This window comes from Streptomyces sp. CBMA123, assembly GCF_014596465.1.
GTDB lineage: Bacteria > Actinomycetota > Actinomycetes > Streptomycetales > Streptomycetaceae > Kitasatospora.
Map to the genome: position 1 here is coordinate 1 of NZ_MECK01000579.1, position 22,579 is coordinate 22,579.

The 22,579-nt window shown below is 72.6% G+C and carries 19 protein-coding genes; 8 read left to right on the plus strand and 11 right to left on the minus strand.

All coding sequences use genetic code 11. From position 1 onward, the window contains the following. Positions 1 to 942, plus strand: a 942-nt coding sequence (locus BG452_RS37545; protein ID WP_188308820.1) for a PP2C family protein-serine/threonine phosphatase, incomplete at its 5' end; no start/stop codon positions are given. A 428-nt stretch (positions 943 to 1,370) separates the two neighbouring features. Here the strand turns inward: BG452_RS37545 and BG452_RS37550 are convergent. Next, positions 1,371 to 1,730: a hypothetical protein gene (locus BG452_RS37550; protein ID WP_188308821.1), complete on the minus strand. Its 360-nt coding sequence runs from the start codon at positions 1,728 to 1,730 to the stop codon at positions 1,371 to 1,373. Between the two features lie 220 nt (positions 1,731 to 1,950). On the opposite strand from BG452_RS37550, the gene BG452_RS37555 reads away from it, so the two are divergent. Continuing rightward, complete coding sequence (locus tag BG452_RS37555) at positions 1,951 to 3,630, plus strand: LCP family protein (RefSeq protein ID WP_411293082.1); 1,680 nt, start codon at positions 1,951 to 1,953, stop codon at positions 3,628 to 3,630. Between the two features lie 97 nt (positions 3,631 to 3,727). Here BG452_RS37555 and BG452_RS37560 read toward each other — a convergent pair whose 3' ends face one another. The 5 genes from BG452_RS37560 to BG452_RS37585 form a co-directional block, all read right to left on the minus strand. Next, complete coding sequence (locus BG452_RS37560) at positions 3,728 to 4,387, minus strand: double zinc ribbon domain-containing protein (protein ID WP_188308822.1); 660 nt, start codon at positions 4,385 to 4,387, stop codon at positions 3,728 to 3,730. Positions 4,388 to 4,509: 122 nt separating this feature from the next. Then, positions 4,510 to 4,761, minus strand: a complete 252-nt coding sequence (locus BG452_RS37565) for a hypothetical protein (RefSeq protein WP_223243305.1) — start codon at positions 4,759 to 4,761, stop codon at positions 4,510 to 4,512. A 184-nt stretch (positions 4,762 to 4,945) separates the two neighbouring features. Beyond that, a complete protein-coding gene (gene lepB / locus BG452_RS37575) occupies positions 4,946 to 5,908 on the minus strand; it encodes a signal peptidase I (RefSeq protein ID WP_188308823.1) in 963 nt (320 codons plus the stop codon). A gap of 65 nt (positions 5,909 to 5,973) precedes the next feature. Next, positions 5,974 to 6,570, minus strand: coding sequence for a helix-turn-helix domain-containing protein (locus tag BG452_RS37580; protein ID WP_188308824.1), 597 nt, complete (start codon positions 6,568 to 6,570; stop codon positions 5,974 to 5,976). A 278-nt stretch (positions 6,571 to 6,848) separates the two neighbouring features. Beyond that, positions 6,849 to 8,384: a hypothetical protein gene (locus BG452_RS37585; RefSeq protein WP_188308825.1), complete on the minus strand. Its 1,536-nt coding sequence runs from the start codon at positions 8,382 to 8,384 to the stop codon at positions 6,849 to 6,851. Between the two features lie 349 nt (positions 8,385 to 8,733). On the opposite strand from BG452_RS37585, the gene BG452_RS37590 reads away from it, so the two are divergent. Then, positions 8,734 to 10,131: an NAD(P)/FAD-dependent oxidoreductase gene (locus BG452_RS37590; protein WP_223243319.1), complete on the plus strand. Its 1,398-nt coding sequence runs from the start codon at positions 8,734 to 8,736 to the stop codon at positions 10,129 to 10,131. A 288-nt stretch (positions 10,132 to 10,419) separates the two neighbouring features. Continuing rightward, a complete protein-coding gene (locus BG452_RS37595; protein WP_188308826.1) occupies positions 10,420 to 12,021 on the plus strand; it encodes an ABC-F family ATP-binding cassette domain-containing protein in 1,602 nt (533 codons plus the stop codon). A 253-nt stretch (positions 12,022 to 12,274) separates the two neighbouring features. Here the strand turns inward: BG452_RS37595 and BG452_RS37600 are convergent, their stop codons facing one another. Further along, positions 12,275 to 13,873 (minus strand): CYTH and CHAD domain-containing protein, encoded by a 1,599-nt coding sequence (locus BG452_RS37600; protein WP_188308827.1) that lies wholly within the window; start codon positions 13,871 to 13,873, stop codon positions 12,275 to 12,277. A gap of 251 nt (positions 13,874 to 14,124) precedes the next feature. Here BG452_RS37600 and BG452_RS37605 point away from each other — a divergent pair, with 251 nt between their 5' ends. Further along, the gene (locus BG452_RS37605; RefSeq protein ID WP_188308828.1) at positions 14,125 to 16,398 is read left to right on the plus strand and encodes a catalase; all 2,274 of its coding nucleotides are present in this window, start codon (positions 14,125 to 14,127) and stop codon (positions 16,396 to 16,398) included. A gap of 94 nt (positions 16,399 to 16,492) precedes the next feature. Further along, positions 16,493 to 16,756, plus strand: a complete 264-nt coding sequence (locus BG452_RS37610; RefSeq protein WP_188308829.1) for a hypothetical protein — start codon at positions 16,493 to 16,495, stop codon at positions 16,754 to 16,756. A 252-nt stretch (positions 16,757 to 17,008) separates the two neighbouring features. On the opposite strand, the gene BG452_RS37615 is transcribed toward BG452_RS37610, so the two are convergent. Continuing rightward, positions 17,009 to 17,329, minus strand: a complete 321-nt coding sequence (locus tag BG452_RS37615; protein ID WP_188308830.1) for a plasmid stabilization protein — start codon at positions 17,327 to 17,329, stop codon at positions 17,009 to 17,011. A gap of 217 nt (positions 17,330 to 17,546) precedes the next feature. Between BG452_RS37615 and BG452_RS37620 the strand changes: the two genes are divergently transcribed. Together BG452_RS37620 and BG452_RS37625 are read left to right on the plus strand one after the other, a co-directional pair. After that, entirely contained in the window at positions 17,547 to 18,107 is a 561-nt protein-coding gene (locus tag BG452_RS37620) for a hemerythrin domain-containing protein (RefSeq protein ID WP_188308851.1), read from the plus strand. Between the two features lie 266 nt (positions 18,108 to 18,373). Next, on the plus strand, positions 18,374 to 18,580 hold the full coding sequence (locus tag BG452_RS37625; protein WP_188308831.1) for a hypothetical protein: 207 nt from the start codon (positions 18,374 to 18,376) through the stop codon (positions 18,578 to 18,580). A gap of 61 nt (positions 18,581 to 18,641) precedes the next feature. Here BG452_RS37625 and BG452_RS37630 read toward each other — a convergent pair whose 3' ends face one another. The 3 genes from BG452_RS37630 to BG452_RS37640 form a co-directional block, all read right to left on the minus strand. Continuing rightward, on the minus strand, positions 18,642 to 20,444 hold the full coding sequence (locus BG452_RS37630) for an Nramp family divalent metal transporter (protein WP_223243306.1): 1,803 nt from the start codon (positions 20,442 to 20,444) through the stop codon (positions 18,642 to 18,644). Continuing rightward, a complete protein-coding gene (locus tag BG452_RS37635; protein ID WP_188308832.1) occupies positions 20,441 to 21,745 on the minus strand; it encodes a magnesium transporter MgtE N-terminal domain-containing protein in 1,305 nt (434 codons plus the stop codon). The genes BG452_RS37630 and BG452_RS37635 overlap by 4 nt, the downstream gene beginning before the upstream one ends. A 226-nt stretch (positions 21,746 to 21,971) precedes the next feature. Continuing rightward, entirely contained in the window at positions 21,972 to 22,445 is a 474-nt protein-coding gene (locus BG452_RS37640; protein WP_188308833.1) for a hypothetical protein, read from the minus strand. Positions 22,446 to 22,579 lie beyond the last annotated feature (134 nt).

A 22,579-nucleotide genomic window follows, 5' to 3' on the forward strand; every position in this document is an offset into this window, starting at 1 on the left:
ACCGGCGTCGCCGTGCTCGGCGGACCCGGCCCTACCGACGCCTGCCCGGCCGGCACCGCCTCCCTGCTCGTCCTGCCGCTCGCCGCCCGCGGCCGGCTGGTCGGGCTGCTCACCCTCGGCCGCACCGCCGCCACCCCGGCCTTCACCCCCGACGAGGCCGCCCTGCTCGGCGACCTCGCAGCCCGCGCCGCCACCGGCATCGACAACGCCCGCAGCTACACGCGCTCCCAGGGCATCGCGCTGGAGCTCCAGCGGGCCCTGCTGAGCGAGCCCGGCAGCCCGCACCAGAACCTCTCCCTCGCCTCCCGCTACCTGCCCTCCGGCAGCAGCTCGGTGGTCGGCGGCGACTGGTACGAGACCGTCCGGCTGCCCTTCGGCCGCACCCTGCTGGCCATGGGCGACGTCATGGGACACGGCGTCGAGGCCGCCGTCGACATGAGCCACTACCGCTCGGCACTGCGCGACATCGCCGGCATGGACCTGCCCCCGCACCGCATCCTGCGCCAGCTCGACAACGTCATCTCCGCCAACGACACCGCCCGCCCCGCCACCTGCCTGTTGGTCCTCGCCGACCCCGGCCGTACCCGCTGGACCCTCTCCAGCGCCGGCCACCTGCCGCCCGCCCTCATCACCCCGGACCACCCCACCGAACTGCTGCGCGTCCCCACCGGCCCACCGCTGGGCACCGGCCTCGGCGGCTACGAGCAGTCCACCCACCCGCTCGACCCCGGACAGACCCTGCTCCTCTACACCGACGGCCTGGTCGAGCGCCGCCACGAGGACATCGACACCTCACTGGCGCGCCTCGCCGCCCTCCGGCTCCCCGCCACCGGCGACCTCGACGAGCTCCTCGACGCCGTCCTGCACTCCCTCGCGCCACCCCCGGCCCCCGCCGCCGAGGACGACATCGCCCTCCTCGCCGCCCGCCCCAGGGCCCGCTGACGGGCCGTCCCGACGGCCCACGAATCCTGGTGCCGAACAATCGCCCGAACGGCACCCCGGCCCGGCGATGGGAACGCCCGGCGACGCTGGTGTTCCGCTGCGTCTCCTGCGGCCGCGAGCGCGTCGCTGCTCTCGACGGCGAACAGGTGGCCCTGGTGCGGCGGGACGCCCATCGGCCGGCCACCGCCGAGCCCGACCTGCGGCGGGTGGACGATCCGGCTCTCGGGGCGCAGCCCGGCGGGCTTCGGGGGGTGGTCGCTCGGGCCGCCCACCCTGGGGCGGCCCGGCCGGCCGGGACAGGGCCGATCACGGCCGAGTGGCCCGCCCCGGGCGCTGCTTCAGCTCCCGGGGCGGCCGCAGCGGCTCAGCCGCTCACTGGCTCGCCGGCTCAGTGGCTCAGTGGCTCAGTGACCGAATGACTCCGTGGCTCACCGGCGGCGGAACATCTTGCGCACCAGGTGAACGATCCCCCAGATCACCAGAATGATGAACAGGATGATCAGAATGACGACGACCAGCAGGAACTTGCCGAGCTTGGCGAAGAAGCCGGACTTCTTCTTCTCCTGCTTGGCCGCGAGGTGCTGGGCCGCGGCGCCCTTCACCTCGGCCTGCCGCACCCCGACGGGGGCGCCGGCGGCAGCAGTTCCGGCGGCAGGGACGGCAGCCGCGGTCGCGACGGTCCGGGGTGCGGCCACCGCCGTCGCGCTCGACGCCACGGCGCCGAGGCCGACGGCGGCCAGCAGTACCACCAGGGCGCCGGCTATCGAACGTGCGATCCGGTGAGTCATCGTGCTCCTCGTGCGGGTACGGAGCGACGGAGATGAGACCCGGCCGACCTTCTCTCATGGTCTGACCAGTATTTTTCTCATCTGCGCCTAGTATGCTCCTCTGAAAGTTCTACAGCGGTGTAAAAGTTTAGCGACGGGCCGACCCGGATCGAATCCAACCCAGGACCACGCAAGCCACCGCTCCGACGGGGGTTCCGTGGCAACTGTGGAGGATGACGCCGTGTCGGGTCGCAGGGGTTCCACCGAGACCGAGAATTCGTCGCACCGGGCCGGCGGACGCAGAGCGGCGAACCGCAAGTCCGGTACGGACCAGGACGGTTCCGACAAGGGCGCTTCCGGCAAGGGCGGTTCGGGTGCGGACATAGCCGACACCCGCCCCGCCGGCCGGGCCAAGCCGAAGCCCAAGCGCAGCACCAAGCAGAAGGTGCTCTGGGTGACGGCCGGCTGCACCGCCCTGCTGGTGCTCGCCGGCGGCGCCGTCTACTACCGGCTGAACAGCAACATCACCACCTTCGACGGCGACGCCCTCAGCAAGGACCGCCCCGAGGCGGCCGCACCGGACGCCCAGGGCCGCACCCCGGTGAACGTCCTGCTGATCGGTTCGGACAGCCGCGGCAACGGCAACAGCGACCTCGGCGGCGGCGGGGACGCCGGCGCCCGCTCGGACACCGCGATCCTGCTGCACATCTACGCCGACCACAAGCACGCCGTCGGCATCTCGATCCCCCGCGACTCCCTGGTCACCATCCCGCCGTGCAAGCTCCCCAACGGCAAGTGGACCAAGGAGCAGAACAATGTGATGTTCAACAGCGCCTTCTCGGTGGGCAACACCGACCAGGGCAACCCGGCCTGCACCCAGAACGCCGTCGAGAAGCTCACCAACCTGCGCGTCGACCACACCATCGTGGTGGACTTCAGCGGCTTCGCCTCGATGACCTCGGCGGTCGGCGGCGTCGAGGTCTGCCTGCCGAACAACGTCTACGAGGGGGACCTCAACCCCAACCTCGGCCACAAGGGCAAGCAGGTCTTCGCCAAGGGCAAGCAGAAGGTCGAGGGCCAGTCCGCGCTGGACTACGTCCGGGTCCGGCACGGCATCGGCGACGGCTCCGACATCGGCCGCACCAAGCGCCAGCAGGCCTTCCTGTCCTCCCTCATCAAGGAGGTCAAGTCGCGCGGCATGGACCCGACCACCCTGCTGCCGCTCGCCGACGCCGCGACCAAGTCGCTGACCGTCGACCCCGACCTCGGCTCGGCCGCCAAGCTGATGTCCTTCGCCATGTCGGTCAAGGACGTCAACCTGCACGACGTCAAGTTCCTGACGGCACCCTGGCGTTACGAGGGCCCCCGGGTCGCCCTGGTCCACCCCGACGTGGACCAGCTCTGGGCCGCGCTCAAGGCCGACCGCACCATCGACGGCCAGGACGCCAGCGCCCAGAGCCCGGCAGCCACCGACTCCGCCGCCCCCAGCACCACGCCCGCCGCCGAGGCCACGCCCTCCCCCACCGCAGCCGCCAAGAACGACATCAAGGTCGCCGTGCTCAACGGCACCGGCGAGAGCGGCGTCGGCAGCAAGGCGGCCGAGGCCGTCAAGGGCGCCGGCTACACCGTCACCACCATCGGCAACGCGACCGGAAAGCCCCGCAGCACCACCGTGGTCGAGTACGGCACCGGCGAGCGCACCGCCGCCGAGGCGGTTGCCAAGCTCTTCCCGGGGGCGACCGTCGAGCCCGGCGGCAGGGGCCTGAACGTGGTCGTCGGCCGGGACTTCGCCGCCGACCCGGCCTCCGCCGCCACCCCCGCACCCGGCGCCCCGAACACCCCGGCACCACTGCCGAGCAGCGTCAGCGGCACCGCCCGCTCGGCGGACGACGACCCGTGCGCCAACGTGTCGTACGGCTGAGCCGCCCACCGCGGAGCGGACGTACGGGCGGGGGCGCCCACCGCGGACCTCGTGCCCGCGGGCGCCCCGCCCGTACTGGATGCCGGCTACCGGCCGTTCAGCGCCGCGCCCCGCAGGACGGGCAGAACGCGGCCCCCTCCGGCACGTCCTGGTGGCACTGCCCGCACTGGACGGGCTGGGCCAGTTTGAAGCCGCAACCGGGGCAGAACGGCGTGCCGTGGGTCTCCGTCCGGCACTGCGGGCAGACCAGTTGGCGTGGCGTGCGGACGTCGAACTCCGTACCGGACTGCTGGCCGACCTGGTAGGCCCGGTCCGTCACCATGTCGTTGAGGCCGCGCCGCTGCGCCGCCGCCGCCTCGGCCGCGGTGTCCGGGGCGCAGCTGAAGCACAGGCCCTGCTCCGGGTTGAAGCAGCGGCCGCAGACGTAGTGGGTGCACCGGGCGCAACGGTTGAAGTGCGACTGGGCGGTGTCGATCGCGCGCTGGAAGGCGGCGTCCCGCGAGGTGCCCCAGGTCTGGCCGGCCAGGCCGTCCGCGGCGTTGCTGATGGTGTTGGCGTTGCCGCCGAACATGTTCCAGGCCGCGCTGACGCCCTTGCCTATCCAGCCGGCCACCTGCCCCGTGGTGAACCGTTCGAACGGCGAGCGCCAGGTGTCGGAGCAGCGGTAGCAGGAGAACTCGAACTGGAAGCCCGCGCCGGTACCGTGCTGTTCGCACAGGTCGCGGTAGTTGTTGCTGAAGTTGATCTCGGAACTCACGTCGTCCCCGGTTGCTGAAAGTGGCCTCGTCGGCGTTCGCTCCCAGGGACGACAGGGGCCTTCGAACGGTTCCGCCAAGAACTCCTGACACTCTCTTCACAACCCGGCTTCACGACGTGGCTTCACAACCCGGAGACCGGCAGCAGTCGTACCCGCTCGGGGTCGAACGGCCGCCAGTCGGCGGGCTGTCCGCCACGGCAGACCCGCAGCCGGCACCAACTCCGCCCGGCGGGGTCCTGCCACCAGCCGCTGATCCGGCCGGGCGCCCAGGCGCCGTCGCCGGCGTCGACCTCGACCGGCTGGTAGACCCACCGGACCTCGGAGTCGGCCGGTTCCGTCGTCGGCACCGGCGGCCCGCCCGGATGCTCCACCACGGCTCCGCCTCCCGACGCCTCCGACGCCTCCCAGCCCGACCGGCCCCATCGGCCCAACCGGCCCCACCGGCCCGGCGGCCCGACCGATCCGCCCGGCCCGACCGCACCCGGCACCGCGGCCCGGCGCCGGAACTCTACAGCCGTGTAGCACACGGCGACCGGAGTTCCGGCGAAACCGTCCGGCTCAGTCCGCGGCGCGCCGCGACCGCCGGCGCCGCCACAGCGCGATCGGCACGACCCCCGCGAAGGCGAGCGCCGCCGGTGCCGGAGGCGTCTCCGACGGGGTGCCCGCCGCCCTGGAGGGCACCTTGTCGAAGGTGTCCGGGACGGGCAGGGTCGACCAGTTCGAGAGCGGCCAGGCCACCACGAAGGCCCGGCCGACCACGTCGTCCACCGGTACGAAGCCGTCCCCGGTGAGGATGTGGTGCGGGCGGGAGTCCCGGGAGTTGTTGCGGTGGTCGCCCATCACCCAGAGCTTGCCCTTGGGCACGGTGACGGTGCCGACCGGGTCGTTGTCGCAGGGCGCCGCCCCGGGGAACACGTACGGCTCGTCCAGCGCCACGCCGTTCACCTTGACCGGGCTGCCCGCGTTGCACTCGACGGTGTCCCCGCCGACCGCGATCACCCGCTTGATCAGGTCCTTCTCGTCCGCCGAGGGCATCAGGCCGACGGTGCTCAGCGCCTTCTGGACGGTGCTCATGACGCCGCCGGAGCTGGTCGTCGGCCCGTCCTCCAGCCAGCCGCCCGGATCGTGGAAGACCACCACCTCGCCACGCTCCGGCTCGGCGCCGAACCACGGGGTGAGTTTGTCCACGAGCACCCGGTCGCCGATCTGGAGGGTGTTCTCCATCGAGCCGGAGGGGATCGAGAAGGCCTGCACGAAGAAGGTCTTGATGCCGAGCGAGAGCAGCAGGGCGATCACCAGCAGGATCGGCAGCTCCTGCCAGAACGGGCGCTTCTTGCGCGCCGGCTTCGCGGGTGCCTCGGGCGACCCGGGCGCTTCGGAGGGCTCGGGCGTCTCCGACGACCCGCCCTTCGCGGCCGCCTCGGGCGTCGCGCCGGCCTCCGCCGCCCCCTCCGGCCCGGTCCCCGGCCTCTCCTCGGATCCGCCGCTCTCGCCGGACTCCGTGCTCTGCTGCACACTCATGTGATCGGCCCCTCCCGATGGCCTGGTGGGAGCCCTAAGCGGAGACCCCCTGTCAGGGAACGAACCTACCGAACAGAGGTTCCCGGGCGCGCCCTGATGTGGATCCGCTCCCCCTGCGGGCCGAACAGACTGAGGAACTCCACCGGCTGCGGACCGGCGTTGCCGAAGGCGTGCGGGGTCCGGGTGTCGAACTCGGCGGCCTCACCGGCCGTCAGCTCCAGGTCGTGCGGGCCGAGCACCAGCCGCAGCCGCCCGGACAGCACGTACAGCCACTCGTAGCCCTCGTGGACCTTCAACTCCAGCTCGGGACCGCTGTTCCGGCCGGGCGGCACGATGTGCTTGTACGCGTGCAGGCCGCCGAGGTGGCGGGTGAGCGGCACGATGGTCTGGCCGTTCCTGGTCACCGGGCGCGGGTGGATCCGCGGGTCGCCGGTGGCCGGGGCGCCGACCAGTTCGTCCAGCTGCACCCGGTACTCCCGGGCCAGCGGCAGCAGCAGTTCCAGGGTCGGCTTGCGCTGCCCGGACTCCAGCCGGGACAGCGTGCTGAGTGAAATGCCCGTCGCGGCGGCCAGTTTGGCGAGCGTGGTGCCGCGCTCCCGGCGCAGGGCGCGCAGCCGGGGGCCCACCGTGGTGAGGACGTTCTCGGACTCTTCGTCGGCCATGCCTGCTATTCGCCGGGACGGCAAGGGTGTTTGTCAATCCGGCACACCGTTGAGGACGTGCCCGGTGACTTCCGCCGGGGAGGCGGACGGCGGGGGCCCGGTGACGATCCGCCGATCGCCACCGGGCCCCCGCCTCCGGCTTCCCGGATTCCGGCCTCCCACTCACCGGACCCGCCAGTCACCGGGCCTGCTCCTCACCGGACCCGCCAGTCACCGGGCCTGCTCCTCACCGGACCCGCCGGTCACCGGCCCGCCCGGGCGCCGCTCCGCGCTCCGTGCTAGCGGTACTCACGCAGCCGGGGCCGCACCCCCAGCGCGGTCAGGCCCAGCGCCACCAGCAGGACGACCCCGCCCAGGGCCGCCGTGGTGCCGTCGAGGTCGCCGTCGGTCGCCGCGAGTGCCGAGTCCATCGCCGTCTGGTTGACCGTGATGGTGTCCCCCATGGCCGTGCTCAACTGCTCGAACTGGTAGTTGGACTGACCCTTGGCGAGCCCGGTGTTGAGCGTGATCGCGTCCTTGAGCTGCCCCGCGGCGCGCAGGTCGCGCATCCGGTGGTCGATCGCCTGGTACTCCTGGAAGGCCCCCAGGACCCGGTCGGCGGCGTCCTGTTCACCGGGGAAGGTGATGTTGTGCAGCTCGCTGCCCAGGAAGCCGCCGAAGGGCACGACGGAGTCGTCCGCCCGGTGCCGGTCGGCGGCGTCCTGCACCCGGGTGCGGTAGCTCGACAGGGTCACGCCGTCGAAGTGGGCGATCGCCTGGCTCTGGTCCAGGTAGGCCTGCTCCCAGACGGCCGCGCGGCCCGGGTCGATCAGGTAGCGGCTCTCGTCGGCGTTCATGTCGTACGCGACGGCGCGGGCCCGGCTGAGCGCTATCACCGAGTCGTAGGCGTTGCTCTTGGCGGTCACCAGGTGGTCCTCGGTGCGGCCGACCAGGGTCAGACCGGTCACCAGCACCACGCCGGTCAGCAGGGTGACGGCCGCCAGCGCCGGGTTGATCACCCGGCGGTAGCGCACGGCCAGCGCGCGCTGGAGCCCGAACAGCGCCGCGAGGGCGAGCAGGCCGACCACGAACAGCCACCACCAGCCGCTGTCGAGGGCGCCGCGCTGCTGGGCGTAGACGTGGTCGACGGTCGCCTCGTTGGCGGCGGTGACCTGGTCCGCGGCGGGCAGCAGCTGGCTGCGCAGCAGGTCGGAGGCCTGCCGGTAGGCGTCCAGGGCGGCGGGCGAAGGCTGGCCGGCCGGGGCCTTCGCCTGCTCCTCCAGCAGCTGGGCGCGGGCCACCAGGGCCTCGTAGCTGCCGAGCCGGCCGAGCACCAGCTGGACGGCGCGCTGCCCGGACGGGTCGCCGGCGGCGGACTGGGCGGCCCGCTGGAGGTCGTCGTCGGCCTGGTTGCGGCGCTGCTCGTAGGTGTCCAGGGTCTGCTTGCGCAGCGTGGCGTAGTCCTGGTCGTCGCCGACCAGCAGCAGGTTGGCGGCCTGGGCGTCCATGTCGCTGAGCGCGAAGTAGAGGTCGGCGGCGCGGGTGGCCTGCGGGGCGGCCTGGTGGCCGATGGTGTCGGTGCCGTCGCGGGCGCCGCCGAGCACCGCGGTGGCGGTGGCGCCGAGGCCGATCAGCGCGGCCAGGCTCAGCGCGGTGAGGCCGCGGACCAGGCGCGGGGTGGTCCAGTAGGAGCGGCTGCCGACCGTCCGGAAGCCCCGGCCGAACCGGGCCAGGGGGCCGGGCGGAATGCCCGGTCCGGCCGGCGCGGGACCGTCGTCCCCTCCGTCGGTCTCCTCCTCCGAGGTGGTCGCCCTGCCCGCTGTCGAGGTGGTCATGACCGCACGTTCCTTTCCCCCGTGACACGGTCCGCCGGGGCTCCCGGTGGGAACCGAACGCGGAACCGTTTCTCTCCGCCGCGCGACGCTAATGCCGCGCCACCGGCGATGAGACGTTTCCTGACGCCTCCTTGACACCGCTCGACGGGGTTCTTGACACTTCCTTAGCGTGGGGGGCCCGCCAGGGGGCCAGAGCCAGTCACGCCGCGTGCGGACCACGGACAACCTGGGGCGGGCCGACCGTCGGGCGCGGTGGGACCCGGAGCGACGTCAACGGGCGCTTCCCCGCGGCGGGTTCGCCCAGCTGGACCGATTACGGACCGGCGCCGTCACCACTACGCTACGTCGCATGACTTCTTCGGAGACGACCCCCGGGCGGGGCACGGCGGTGGTGATCGGCGGCGGACTGGCCGGTGTGGTGGCGGCCTGGGCGTTGCGGGGCTTCGCCGAGCGGATCGTCGTGGTGGAGCGGGACCGCTACCCGGACGAGCCGGTGTTCCGGTCCGGGGTGCCGCAGGGCCGGCACGCGCACCTGGTGCTGGAGGCGGGCCACCGGGCGCTGGAGGAGCTGATGCCCGGCATCAACCAGGAGCTGGCGGCCGCGGGGGCGCACCGGGTGTCCACCTCGGGCGACCTCAGGTGGCTCAGCTCGGCCGGGTGGATGGTCGACTACCCGGCCCGGATGGCCTTCCTCTCCTGCACCCGACCGGTGCTGGACAAACTGGTGCTGGACCGGGTCCGCACCGAGCCGTCGATCGAGTTCCTGGAGGGCACCGACGTGGTCGGCCTGCTCGGCTCGGGGCAGGCGGTGACCGGGGTGAAGGTCCGCGCGCGTGGCTCGGGGCGGGGCCCGGAGGACGGCTCGGAGAGCAGCTCGGGGAGCAGCTCGGGGCACGGCTCGGGACGCGGCGAAGTCCGCGACATCCCGGCGGAGTTGGTGATCGACGCGTCCGGCCGCTCGACCTCCGTGCCGAAGTGGCTCACCGAACTGGGCTGCCGCGCGGTGCCCGAGGAGCGGGTGGACGCCGGTGTCGCCTACACCTCCCGGCTGTTCCACCGTCCGCCCGGTGTCGACCTCGGCTACCAGGCGATCTACCTCCAGACCAAGGCCCCGGACAAGCCGCGGATGGGCGTCCTGCTGCCGGTGGAGGGAGACCGCTGGATCGTCAGCCTGGCCGGAATGCGCGGCGCCGAACCCGAGCCCGGCGCCGAGGGCTTCACCAAGCACCTGTCGCAACTGCGCGACCCGGCCCTGCGGGAGATGCTGCGGGAGGCCGAACCGGCGGGCGAGGTGCGCGGCTTCCTCCCCGGCCCGGGCGTACGACGGCACTACGAACGCAGCGCCCCCGAGGGCCTGGTGGTGGTCGGCGACGCGGCGAGCACCTTCAACCCGGTGTACGGCCAGGGCGTGACCGTCTCGCTGTTCTGCGCCCAGGTGCTGCGCCGCACCGCCGCGCGGCACGGCGGCGTCGGACACGCCACGGCCCGCGACGCCCGGCGGGAGGTCGCCGCGGTGTCCAAGACGGCGTGGATGATGTCCAGCGCCGAGGACGTCCGCTTCACCGCCACCACCGGCGGCCCTTCCGGCGCGCTGGTCCGGCTGCAGCACCGCTACCTGGACAAGGTGCTGCGGGGCGCCACCCACAACCCCGAGGTCACGGCGGCGTTCCACGAGGTGCTGTCCCTGGTGGCGCCGCCGACCCGGCTGTTCCACCCCTCGGTGGTGGCCGCCGTGCTGCGCGGCTGACGGCCGCCGCGGCCGACCGGGCGCGCCCGGGCGCACTCAGGTGCGTCCGAGCGCGCCCGTCACCTCCGATGCGTCCATCGCGTCGGATGCATCCGTCACCCCGGCTGCGTCCATCGCTTCGGATGCATCCGTCACCCCGGGTGCGTGTCGGATGCGTCCGTGAATTCGCATGCGTCCGTTCCGACCGGCCGCTACCCTGACCCACATGTCTACGCCCCGAATCTCCTAGCTGACGGACCCGCCTCCACGCCACCCGTGTGTCCGCTAGCTGTTTCGGAGCGTTATCCCATGATCACCACCCGTGGTGTCGACCTGCGCGTCGGCGCCCGCCTGCTGCTGTCCGACGTCACCCTGCACATCGCCCCCGGCGACCGGATCGGCCTGGTCGGCCGCAACGGCGCCGGCAAGACCACCCTGCTCGCCACGCTCGCCGGGCAGCTGCCGCCCGCCGCCGGCACCGTCACCCGGACCGGCCCGGTCGGCTACCTCCCGCAGGACTCCCGCGCCGCCGACCCGGCCGTCACCGTCACCGACCGCATCCTGTCCGCCCGCGGCCTGGACGCCGCCGTACGCGCGCTGCGCACCGCCGAGCAGGCGATGGCGCGGGCCGCCTCCCCCGCCGAGGAACGCCGGGCGATGGACGCCTACGCGCGCGCCGACGCCGAGTTCCAGGCCCGCGGCGGCTACGCGGCGGAGGCCGAGGCCGCCCGGGTCGCGGCCGGGCTCGGGCTGCCCGCCCGGGTGATGGACTCCGCCGTCGGCACGCTCTCCGGCGGTCAGCGGCGCCGGGCCGAGCTGGCCCGCATCCTGTTCGCCGACCACGGCACCCTGCTGCTGGACGAGCCGACCAACCATCTGGACGCCGACTCGGTCGCCTGGCTTCGCGGCTTCCTCGCCGCCCACCAGGGCGGGCTGGTGCTGATCAGCCACGACCTCGGCCTGCTCGCGGAGACCGTCAACCGGGTCTTCCACCTGGACCCGCAGCGCGCCGCGATCGACGTCCACAACACCGGCTGGCAGGCCTACCTGGACCAGCGCGCGGCCGACGAGCGCCGCCGCACCCGGGAACGGGCCAACGCCGAACGCAAGGCCGCCGCGCTGCACGCCCAGGCCGACCGGATGCGGTCCCACGTCGCGACCGCGACCACCGCCCGCAGCATGGCCCGCCGCGCCGACCGGATGCTCGCCGAGCTGGAACCCGTCCGGCAGGCCGAGCGCACCGCCCGCATCCGGCTGCCCGAGCCCGCGCCCTGCGGCCGGATGCCGCTCGGCGCGGTCGGCCTCACCAAGGCCTACGGCGACCGGACGGTGCTGACCGGCCTGGACCTCGCCGTCGACCGCGGCGCCCGGCTGGTCGTGCTCGGCCTCAACGGCGCCGGCAAGACCACCCTGCTGCGCGTCCTGGCCGGCCACGAGCGACCGGACTCCGGCCGGGTCGTCCCCGGCACCGGCCTGCGGATCGGCTACTTCGCCCAGGAGCACGACACCCTGGACCCGGCGCGCAGCGTCCGGGACAACCTGGCCGCCGCCGCGCCCGACCTGACCGACGGTGAGTTGCGGACCGTCCTCAGCGCGTTCCTGTTCCGCGGCGACGACGCCGACAAGCCGGCCGGCGTGCTGTCCGGCGGCGAGAAGACCCGGCTGGCGCTGGCCGGCCTGGTCCACTCCGGCGCCAATGTGCTGCTGCTGGACGAGCCGACCAACAACCTCGACCCGGCGTCCCGGGCGGAGGTGCTGGCCGCGGTCGGCACCTACCCGGGGGCGATCGTGATGGTCACCCACGACCCGGGCGCCATCGAGGCGCTGCGCCCGGACCGCGTGCTGCTCCTGCCGGACGGCGACGAGGACCTCTGGCACGACGCCTACCTGGACCTGGTCACCCAGGCCTGAGGCGCCACCCCCAGCCGTAGCGGCCCGTCGGCCCGAGACAGGTACGACCGCCGGGCCGCTACGGCGTGCGCGGGCTGGGGCCGTGGTGACGGCCCGAACTGTCTTCGAGCACGGCAGGACCGGGTTTCTCGGCGTCGGCGCCTACGCCGACGGACGCCGCTGCCAGGAGTGAGCCGCCGGCACGTCGTCGTGCCGCGTACGGCAGCCGGGCGCCCCGCCGCAGGCGTGCGAGCCGACCCGCGCCCGGTATCGATCACCGTGACTTCTCGACGCGCCGGCGCAGTCGGGGCAGGCGCGCCAGGGCGTCGTCGCCGGCGCGCCGTTGTACCTCGTAGAGCACGCCGTAGGCGAACACGTGCCGACGGTCGGCGTCCGCCTGCGCGCCGAGGTCGACCAGAGTTCGGCGGGCCACCACGCTGTCGTGCTGGTTGCCCAGTACCTTGTGCAGCTTCTTCATCCGGGCCGCGTACGTGGCCAGGCGCTTCGCGGTGGTCCGGCCGGCGGCCGGCTGCGCGCACTCGGCGGTGTAGCGGGCGCGCTTGGCGGCCTTGCGGGCGCTGTGCAGTGCCTCGTCCTGTGGGGGGCCGGCCGGCGTGCCGAGCGCCGTGTCGAGTCGGTGCAGAGTCCGGCGCTGCTCGCGCCGCAGGGCGCCGGCCAGGTAGTCGCCGACGTCGCGGCGGGCCCGGCGTCGCAGTGGCGGGTGCGCGAGGAAGTCCTCGAGGTCGTCGAGCAGGGTGAAGTACCGGGCTCCGTCGAGTTCGTCGACCGCCCGCTGCCAGGCGGCCTGGTAGCCGCGGGCGTAGCGTTCGGTGATCCGGGCCCGCAGGGCGCCCTCGCGCATGGCTGCAGGGACGGAGTCCAAGGCGTCCGTCAGCTGGCCGGCGAGTACCTCCTGGTCGCGGGCTTCACCCAGAAGCCTTGCGAGCCAGCGCAGTTGATCGGCCAGCGGTGTGGACCGGCGAGTGTCGAGCAACCGTCGGTGAGCCTTCAGCAGGCTCCGCAGCCGACGCGCCGTGATCCGCATCTGATGCACGGAGTCCTCCTCCCCGCAGCGCACCGCCCCGTCCACCTCCAGCAGCCTCTCGTACTGGGTCCGGATGCCGCGCATGACGAGTTCGCCGGCGGTTCGTGCCTCGCCCGTGTCCCGTGGCGCGGTGGGTCCGGCCTGGGCGGTGCAGGTGGAGCCGAGTGCGTGGGCGAGCTTGGACGGCCACGGGGAGCGGGTGAGGCCCGCTGCGGCGAACACGGCGTCGATGCCATCGAGCAGCGACCGCGTGCCGTGCTTCAGCTCGACTTCGAACTCGGTCCATCCGCTGGCCCGCACCGTGGCGCCGCCGGCCGAGTCCGCAGCGGTCGAGGGCACGCTCCTCCCCCGCCGGCCGGGGGCGCTTGGCGCCGGCGCGGGGTCGAATGCCTGGGCTGCCACCCGGTCCTCGGTGACCTCCGCCAGTATCCGGCCCGTGTCGTCGAGCAGCTGCCGCCGGGACCGGTGGGTGCGTAGCTGGGCCACGGGGAGGAGCGGCGCGCCGCGCGTGAAGGCCGCGAGCCGGTAGACGAACTGCGCAGGCACCTCGTGTGGGTCTCCTGGGCCGAGCGGGAGGTGCACTTCCCGCCGCGAGTCGGCGTCGAGCGGCAGCTTGACGTGCCAGCCGGCGTCGCTGCCGCCGCTTCTGCGGCGAGCCGTGATCCTTCGGAGCAGAAGACGCAGGTCCGGGGTGTCGTAGTAGACGGCGTCGAGGTCCTGCGGCTCGGCACGGCGGATTGCCGCCACGCCGGGCAGGTCCTCCAGGTCCGTCGGCGGCAGTGCGAGCCCGTCGTACTTGCGTTCGATCTCCTTCAGTTCCCTGGCCATGCTTCAGCGCCTTCCCGCGCCGGCCCCGACCACACCCTGATGGCGGGACGGCCTCGGCGGCCGCGAAGCGCAGGGCATGCTCCCCCAGGGCGGGGGCAGACGGCTGTTGATCGCCGCTCGCCGGGCGCGGGGTGTGTCGAGCCGGGCCGGGTGTCTCCCACCGGGATAGTCGTTCGTACAGCATCAGCGGGTGTGGGGCGCCGGTTCGGCGACTCGCGCCCTCACGTGCCCCACCCGACACCGGAGGACTGATGGACGACAAACAGCCGGGCCCCGTGAAGAAGATCTTGGACGCCGTCACGGAGGTGGTACGCGATGACGACCGGCCGTCGGCCCGAGTGCCCGGTGCGCCGAGCAGCGAGTCCCCGCAGCTGGCGGAGCCGACCGAGCCGAAAGCTCCGCTGGCCGCGAAGCCGGACCAGCAGGCGCCCCTCCCGCTGTCGCCCACCGGCCGCGACACCGGCGCCCCCGCGGACGCGGCGGCGCAGAACGGCGGCTACCTCACCACCGCCCAGGGTGTGCGACTGCCGGACTCCGATCACTCGCTGAAGGCCGGACCACGCGGCCCCGTGCTATTGCAGGACCATCACCTGCGCGAGAAGATCACCCATTTCGACCACGAGCGGATCCCCGAGCGGGTGGTGCACGCGCGCGGCGCCGCAGCGCACGGTGTGTTCCGCGGCTACGGCACCGCGGCCGGCGTCTGCAAGGCGGCGTTCCTGGCCGAGGACGTCGAGACGCCGGTGTTCGTGCGGTTCTCCACCGTGCTGGGGTCGCGCGGTTCGGCGGACACGGTGCGTGACACCCGCGGGTTCGCCACCAAGTTCTACACCGCCCAGGGGGTGTTCGACCTGGTCGGCAACAACATCCCGGTGTTCTTCATCCAGGACGCGATCAAGTTCCCGGACGTCATCCACGCGGGCAAGCCGCACCCGGACCGGGAGATCCCGCAGGCGCAGAGCGCGCACGACACGTTCTGGGACTTCGTGTCGCTGCACACCGAGGCCACCCACCACACCCTGTGGAACATGTCCGACCGGGGCATCCCGCGCTCCTACCGGATGATGGAGGGCTTCGGGATCCACACCTTCCGCCTGGTCAACGCCGACGGTGTGAGCACCTTGGTCAAGTTCCACTGGAAGCCCAAGCTCGGCGCGCACTCCCTCGTCTGGGAGGAAGCCCAGCTGATCGGCGGCATGGACCCGGACTTCCACCGGCGCGACCTCGCCGATGCCATCGAGGCGGGCAACTTCCCGCAGTGGGAACTCGGCATCCAGACCTTCCCCGACACCCCGGACCAGGCCTTCGAGGGCATCGACCTGCTCGACCCGACCAAGATCGTCCCCGAGGAGCTCGCCCCCGTCCAGCCGATCGGCCTGATGACGCTCAACGCCAACCCCACCAACTACTTCGCCGAGACCGAGCAGGTCGCCTTCCACCCCGGCCACCTCGTTCCCGGCGTCGACATCACCGACGACCCCCTGCTCTCCGGCCGGCTCTTCTCCTACCTCGACACCCAGATCACCCGCCTGGGCGGGCCGAACTTCGCACAGATCCCGATCAACCGCACCCATGCCCCGATCAACGACATGCTCCGCGACGGATTCCACCAGGACGCCGTCCACAGCGGCGTCGCACCGTACAAGCCGAACTCGCTGGACGGCGGCTGCCCGTTCTTCGCCAAAACCGCGGAGCACGCCCTCGTGGAGTACCCGACCCCGATCGCCGCGAGCGCCAAGGTACGTGAGGCGCCCGCCTCGTTCGACGACCACTTCAGCCAGCCCCGCCTGTTCTGGCTGAGCCTGAGCCCGGTGGAGCGCGAGCACGTCATCGCCGCCTACACCTTCGAGTTGTCGAAGGTGTACGAGCAGGCGATCAAGGAGCGCGTGCTGGCCGTGCTGGCGCGGGTCGACGACGGGCTGTGCCGCGAGGTCGCCACCGGCCTGGGCCTGCCCGCACCGACCGCCAAGGCGCACGCCGACGTCACCTCCAGTGCGGCCCTGTCCCAGCTGGGGCAGCGCTGGCCGGCGACCGGCCGCGTGCTCGGCATCATCGCCGGCACCGGCAGCGACCCCGGCGCGGCGCGCGAGATGCGTGAAGCCGCCCTGGCCGCAGGGCTGTTGCCGCTGGTCATCGGACCCACCGGCGCCCCGCTGGCCGAGGGTCTCGCCGTTCAGCGGACCTTCGGCGCCGCCCGGTCCGTCGAGTTCGACGCGCTGCTGGTGGCCGACGCTCCCGCCCCCGGGGCCGACGACCGCGGCGCGCGTGACGCCAAGTCCGGCGCCGTCGCGGGCGGGCAGCCGGCAATCGACTCCCGGATCGTCCTGCTGGTCAACGAGGCCTACCGGCACGCCAAGCCGATCGCCGGCCTCGCGGACGCCCGCGCGCTGTGGGCCGCTGCGGGGGTCGACCCGCAGGCACCCGGCGTGTTCACCGAGACCGACGCCGCGCGGGCCGTCGCGGCCCTGGTGGGGCAGCTGGGCACGCACCGGGTCTGGGAACGCTTCCCGGCCCGGGCGCACTGAGCCCGCCGGCCGCCGGGCCGAAGCCTCGGGCCGGCTGAAGCGGTCGCTTCGGCGGGCCCCGGGCCGGCGTCTGCTGCTGCGACGTGCAGCCGACATGTCCGTTCCGTCGCGTCGGTCGGTGGCCGGCGGCTCGCAGGCTGCGCGCGAGCAGGCCGAGGCCGGAGTCGTCCGCGAGGTGGCGAACTACCTGGGCAGCACCCCGGCCGTACGCCGCGCCTCGTACGTCGATCCGCGGCTCATCGCACTCTTCGACGAAGGGGCCACGATCGCCCCTGCCCTCGGTGAGCTCGGCGCGGACGGCGCACCGGTCGCCACGCACGGCCCGGTCGAGGACGCCGTCCGCGCCCTGCTCTCCTGATTCCGCGGCTGAGCCGCGCGTATGCGACGGGGTGGCGGTCCAGCCACCGCGTTCCCCCTCCCAGGACAACGGGAGCGCGTAGCCCATGGATCAAGAGAAGGCCCCGGAACTGGAGGCCTGCGGCGCTCCGAATGACCGGCCCGGCCGCACACAGGAGACACCGCACGCGGGCCAGGGCGCCCTGGCCCGCGAACCGGCTTGACCTGCCCTCACCGACTGGACGAAGCCTTCGGCTGGGCCGCCCTCGCGGTGTCAGTGGCCGAGCGCGTTGGCGAGTTCCTTCTTGTTCATCGTGGAGCGGCCGTGGATGTTGCGCCTCTTGGCCTCGTTGTACAGCTGCTCCTTCGTCGGGCCCTGGGAGACGGGGTGCGAGCGCCGGCCGCCGCGCCGGGAGGACGTGTCGTGGAGGGAGGAGCGGCTGGCGGTCTTCGACTCGCCGTGGCGGGCGCGTTCCTTGTTCACGGTGCGCGCGGCGATCTCCTTGGCCCGCCTCTCGCTCTCGCCGCGGTCCAGGGCGCTGTCCTTGATGTGCTCGTACTGGCGTTCACGCTTCTTGCTCGAACCGGCGGGCATGGTCTTCTCCTCGATTGATGGGGTGCGCCACGGCGCTTGCCCCGAACGTAGGGCTCGACGCGGCTCCCTGCCGCACGGGTACGCCCGGCGGGGGTCGTCACCGTCGCCGATCGGGTGAGGACCGCCCCTCCCGCTCACTTGTGCTCGTCTTCGCGGGGATCACTGCCGGCCGGACCGGGACCGACCCGGGACACACACGATGAAAGGTGGAGACGCGATGGGGCACGGCGGCAATGTGATCCAGGAGCTGATGACCGACCACCGCGAGGTGGAGAAGATGTTCGCCCGGATCCAGGCGATGACCGGCGGCGGGCAGCAGCTGCGGGACATGGTGGACGAGGTCACCATCGAGCTGGTGCGGCACTCGGTCGCAGAAGAGCAGTACCTCTACCCGGCGGTACGCGAACACATCCAGGGCGGCGACGAACTCGCGGACAAGGAGATCGCCGACCACGGCCGCGTCGAGAAGCTCCTCAAGCAGTTGGAGAAGATGGACACCGACGACCAGCAGATGAACCCGGTGCTCCAGCAGCTGATGAACGAGGTCGCCGCCCACGTCCAGGACGAGGAGAACAACCTCTTCCCCAAGCTGGCCCAGGCCTGTACGGCCGAGCAGCTGGACGACCTCGGCGACAGGATCCGCCGGGCCAAGTCCATGGCGCCCACCCGCCCGCACCCCTCGGCGCCGAGCACCCCGCTGGCCAGCAAACTGCTCGCCCCGGGCGCCGGCCTGGTAGACCGGGCCCGCGACTTCGTCACCGGCCGCGGCAAATCCTGAACCGGATACGGCTGGTGCCCGGGGACGAAGCATCGCCGCCTCTCGCCCCGGGCACCCCTGGCCGCGCCTGCCGGGCCTGACATGGGTCATCCCGCCGACCAGAGCAGGCAGCCTGGACTGACCGGCCACGAAGGGGCCCCGCCATACGCTTCGGGCGCGACGCCGAGCGCTACGCAGTCCGGCTCGAACCGTCCCGCCGAATCGCACGACCATGAGCACGAGCGCCACCACAGCCTTGGGATCGTCTGCTGCTGACCGTTCCCGCGGTGCTGCTGCTCAGCTTCACCCCGCCCGCGCCCGGCTCCTTCACCACCTCCTGGGACGGCGCGGACGCGACCGTGGAGAAGACCGACTACGCCGCCGCGGTGGACGTGGCGGCGCTCCCCCACCGGGCACGACGGGCAGGTGCTTGCGGCTGGCGCCGGTTCGGCGGGGACGCCGTGCCGACGCCGGCCGTTCTCATGGCCTCCTGATCCACGCGCGGACCGCGTCCTGTTGACCTTTCGACGGGGTGGCCCGGGGGTCCGGGGTCGGTCAGCCTCCGCTGAGGCGGATGGCTTTGACGAGGAGCAGGACGGCGCTCAGGACGAGGTAACCGCGCAGCGCGAGCATGCCGAGGCGTAGGCCCGGTGACCACTGGACGGGCTTGAGCAGGGCCAGTGGTGGCATGCGCCAGGCCAGCTTCTCGGCGTGCGGCATCACGTGTGGCGCCGGCCTTGCCGTGCCCCTGCGGCGCTCGGCGATCCGCAGGCCGATCGCCGCCGCGAGCAGGCCCGCGACCAGGATTCCGGCCAGCCAGATGGTGAGGCCCTTGATGTCGACAGACGGGAAGAGCGTGGCAACCATCAACGTGCCGGAAAGCAGCAGCAGGACGGCGATGATGACGGTGGCGAGCAGGTTGAGCCAGCGCGGGTTGACCCAGGGGCCGAGGACCTCGGGGTCGTTGCAGAGCAGCAGCAGGAAGACGCTGGCGGAGGGCAGGAGGAGGCCGGCGAGGGCCTGGACGGCTTCGGTGATGACGCCGAGTGGTGCGCCGGGGATGAGGACGATGGCGGCGGCGACCAGCACCATGAGGCTGTAGGAGGCGTAGAACTGCTTGGCCTCGCCGAAGCCGCGGTGCAGGGAGTGGCGGAGGTTGAAGACGTCGCCGAAGGCGTAGCTGGTGGCGAGGGTGACGGCGGCGGCGCCGATGATGCTGGCGTCCATGAGGACGATGGCGAACATCACCGCCATGGCGTGGCTGTGCTGGTCGAGAGCCTGGGCGATGCCGCCGGCGTCGGTGAAGTGCCCTTCGAACGGAGTACCCCGGACCGCGTAGTCGGCGATGATGACCAGGGCTGCCGCTCCGACGACGACCACGATGGAGCCGATGACGGTGTCGGCGCGTTCGTAGCCGATGAAGCGCGGGGTGATGCGTTTGTCGATGACGTTGGACTGCTGGAAGAACAGTTGCCAAGGGGCGACGGTGGTGCCGACGATCGCGATGATCAGCAGGACGGCGTCGCTGGTGATACCACCCTGAATGCTCGGGACGACGAAGTCGTGCGCGGCGCGGCCCCATTGGGGCTGTGACATGAGGGTGAGCGGGATGAGCAGCAGGCTGACCGCGATGAGGGCGAACATCGCTCGTTCCCAGCGGCGGAAGGAGCCGCTGCTGGTGACGGCGATCAGCAGCAGGGCGGAGATCGGTACGACCAGGTACTTGGAAACGCCGAGGAAGTCGGCGGCGAGCGCGATGCCGATGAACTCGGTGACGATGGTGAGGAAGTTGAGGATGAAGAGGTCCCCGACGCTGAACCAGCCCCAGAACCGGCCGAACCGTTCGTTGATCAGCCGGGCGTGGCCCACGCCGGTGACCGCGCCGAGGCGGACGACCATCTCCTGATTGACGATCAGCACCGGGATGAGCAGCAGCAGTACCCACAGCAGGCTGTAGCCGTGGTTCTGGCCGGCCTGGGCATAGGTGGAGACGCCGCCGGCGTCGTTGTCGCCGACCATGACGATAATGCCGGGCCCGACGATGGCCAGCAGGGTCAGCAGGCGGGCCTTGAGGCCGGGGCGTTCCTCGGCGTGTTCGCGGGGAATCCGTCCGAAGGCGCCCTCGATGTCGCCGAGATGGGCCTCATCCAGGACGGCGCTGGGACGGGACGGCGTCGTTGGAGGAGGCGTGGGCCGGGGCGCGGGCGCGGTCTTCGGGGTGGCCGCAGGCTCCGGGGTGGGCGACGGCTCAGGGCGGGCCTCGGGTTTCGGGGGCTTCTCGTCCTTCGGAGGCTGGGCCGGATGCTGTCCCTCCTGCCGTCGGCCGGGTTGGTCGGGCGGCTGCTGGGGGGCGGTCATGCGCCCTGGCCCGTCGTGTCGTTGGGCCGTCCGCCCGGCTGGGTCTCCTCCACGCGATGGGCCGGGTGGGGGGCCGGCTCGCGGCGTCGCCAGTCCTCGGGGATGACCGTCTCCAGGATGTCGTCGACGGTGATGACGCCGAGGATCCGGTCCTGCTCGTCGACGACGGGGACGGTGAGCAGGTTGTAGTCGGTCATCAGCAGGGCGACGTCCTCGACGTCGGTGTCCGGGAGCACCCGGACGGGGTCGGTGACCATGATCTGGTCGAGGTCGGCATGCGGGTCGGCCTGGAGCAGGGCCACCAGGGTGGCGGTGCCGATCAGGCGGGGATCGGGCTCCTCGACCACATAGACGCTGGTGATCGCCTCGGGCTGCAGCGTCTGGGCGGCGCGGACCAGATCCAGGGCTCGGGCGACGGTGGCGCTCGGAGGCGCGGTGAGGATGTCGAGGGCCATCAGGCCGCCGGCGCTGGAGGGATTGAAGCCCATCAGCGTGAGGACCTTGGTGCGCTGCCCGGCGGGCAGGGCGTCCAGGACCGGCTGGCGGCGGCGCTGCGGGAGGTCGTTGATGGCGTCGGCGGCGTCGTCCGCGTGCATCCGGGTCAAGACGGCCGCGATCTCGGCGTCGCCCCGCTCGGCGAGCAGGCGGGTCTGCGAATCGGGTTCCAGTTCTTCGAAGACGTCCGCCTCCAGTTCGGGGTCCGCGTGGACGGTCTCCAGGATCTCGTCGGATTCCCTACGGTTCGCGTCCTCCAGCAGGTCTGCCAGGTCGGCCGCCTTGAGGTGGCCCAGGCGCCCGAACGGGCCGCGTGCCCGGGCCGACTGAGCGTGGCCGATCAGCGGTTCGAACGCCTTCCAGTCCCGCCAGTGCGGCTCGGATCTTCCCCCGAGCGCGAACAGGCGGGGCCGGTGCGGCTGGGTGTCCAGGCGGTCGACCACCCAGCCGTCGGGCCGCTCGCGCAGCTCGATGTCGTGGGCCTTGACGAGCTCGACATCGGCGACGTCGATCACCCGGTGGCCGAGTACATCGGCGCGCAGCAGAACCTCGCCCTCGCGCCGCTCGAACGGGCGCAGGTCCACCACCTCGCGGGTGAGCCGGATACGGTCGCCGTCGAAGTCCGCCACCTGCTCGGCGGGCAGGAACACCTCACGCTTCTCGATCTGCGCGACGAGGCCGGTCACCAGCGGGTAGTCGCGACCGCGCAGGCGGACGATCACGTCGGCGAGGCGGCCCACCACCTCACCGCCGCGCCCCACCAGCGGGCGACGAAGCAACCGGGACAACAACACGACACGGTCCACGCCCCGAAGCTAACCGAGCTCACACCTGTGTGCCTGTCCTCAACGAGCAGGCGGTGGCGAAGCACCCCGAGCGGGCTAGTCACCACCCCAGCCGGCCTGCGCCGCAGCAGGCGCCCACGAGCGGCTCGCTGCCGGGCGGTGCGAGCTGGATGTGGTCGAGGGCCGTGATCACGTGACGGACTCCGTCCGGTTCAACAGGCGTACGGGATGGACGTGGCCTCGCTGCTCACCCGGCCCGGGTCCGGTCAGCCCCCGCGCTCTGCCGGTGGGCGGCGTCGACAAGCAGGTGGGTGACATCGGCGGGCAGGTCGAGATGGTGGATGATCCAGACGGCGTCATGGCCGTGGGTGGCGAGTACCCAGGCGGCGTAGAGGCGGTTCAGGCTGGGGGCGTGCGGGCCCAGCAGCATGGGCCGGACGGCTTCCATCGGGAATCCCTCCAGGGCTTGGCCGTCGAACCAGTTACTGTCCGTGACTGGGGGCAGGCTCTGGCGGGCGTGCCGTTCACGGTTGTGTCGGCTGTGCAGCAGGGCCGCGACGATGACGAACGCCGCCGTGCCGGCGCCGATCAGGGTGCCGCCGATCACCGCCCGGTCCCCGGCCGGAGCGGTGGTGAGGGCGACCAGCTCCAGAACGATCAGGAGCAGGACGCCGAGCAGCGCCATGCCCTCCCCGGTGCGGGGCCGCAACCTGGTCCTCATCGTGCTCTTCTTTCTCGTCTCGTACTTCCATCGTGGCCCTGGTGCGGCCTCGCTGCGCTGGGCTGGTCGGACCCGTTTCGGGCCGTGTGGCACTGTGCGGGCCAGGCCAGTGCCTCGTGCTCGGTGCGGTCGTC